This is a genomic window from Bartonella sp. AC130YNZD, assembly GCF_042196865.1.
GTDB lineage: Bacteria > Pseudomonadota > Alphaproteobacteria > Rhizobiales > Rhizobiaceae > Bartonella.
The window spans coordinates 1-653 of the sequence record NZ_JBHIQZ010000162.1; the positions used below are offsets into that span (position 1 = coordinate 1).

Consider the following 653-nt stretch of genomic DNA (forward strand, 5'->3'; position numbering starts at 1 on the left):
GCAGAACTGATTGGCATTGCCGAGCGTCTACGTGCTATTGTGGTGCTTGATGCACCAAACACGACAGATGAAGCAGCACTTAGTACGGCAAAGGATTTTGATTCAAAACGCGCCATTCTCATTGACCCGTTTGTAAAGGTAAATCGTGATGGAAAAATCATAGAACAACCGGCAAGTGCAGCGGTTGCTGGTGTCATTGCCAAAACAGATTTTACCCATGGTTTTTGGCATTCCCCTTCCAATAAAGTGATCAATGGCATTGTGGGAACTGCGCGCCCTATTGATTTTTCCATTGGGGACAGATCAAGCCGCGCCAACCTTCTCAATGAACAAAATATCACAACCATTATTCGCGAAAATGGCTATCGCCTCTGGGGTAATCGCACCCTCTCAAGCGATACAAAATTTGCTTTCTTATCCGTAGTACGCACCGCGGATATGATCAATGATGCCATTTTGCGCGGACATCTATGGGCTGTCGACCGCAATATCAAAAAGACCTACATGCATGACGTAAGCGAAAGCGTCAATGCCTATTTGCGTGATTTAAAAGCACAAGGCGCTATTCTTGGTGGGCGCTGTACGCCTGATCTAGAGCTTAATACAGCAAGCGCCATTGAGAGCGGTAGAGTCTATTTCAATGTCGAATTCAC

Annotated in this window: 1 protein-coding gene; it reads left to right on the top strand. The window is 46.1% G+C overall.

The window, feature by feature from the left end:
• Nucleotides 1–653 (top strand): phage tail sheath family protein (locus tag ACFINU_RS10280; protein ID WP_375619065.1); only part of this gene is annotated, 653 nt, incomplete at both ends.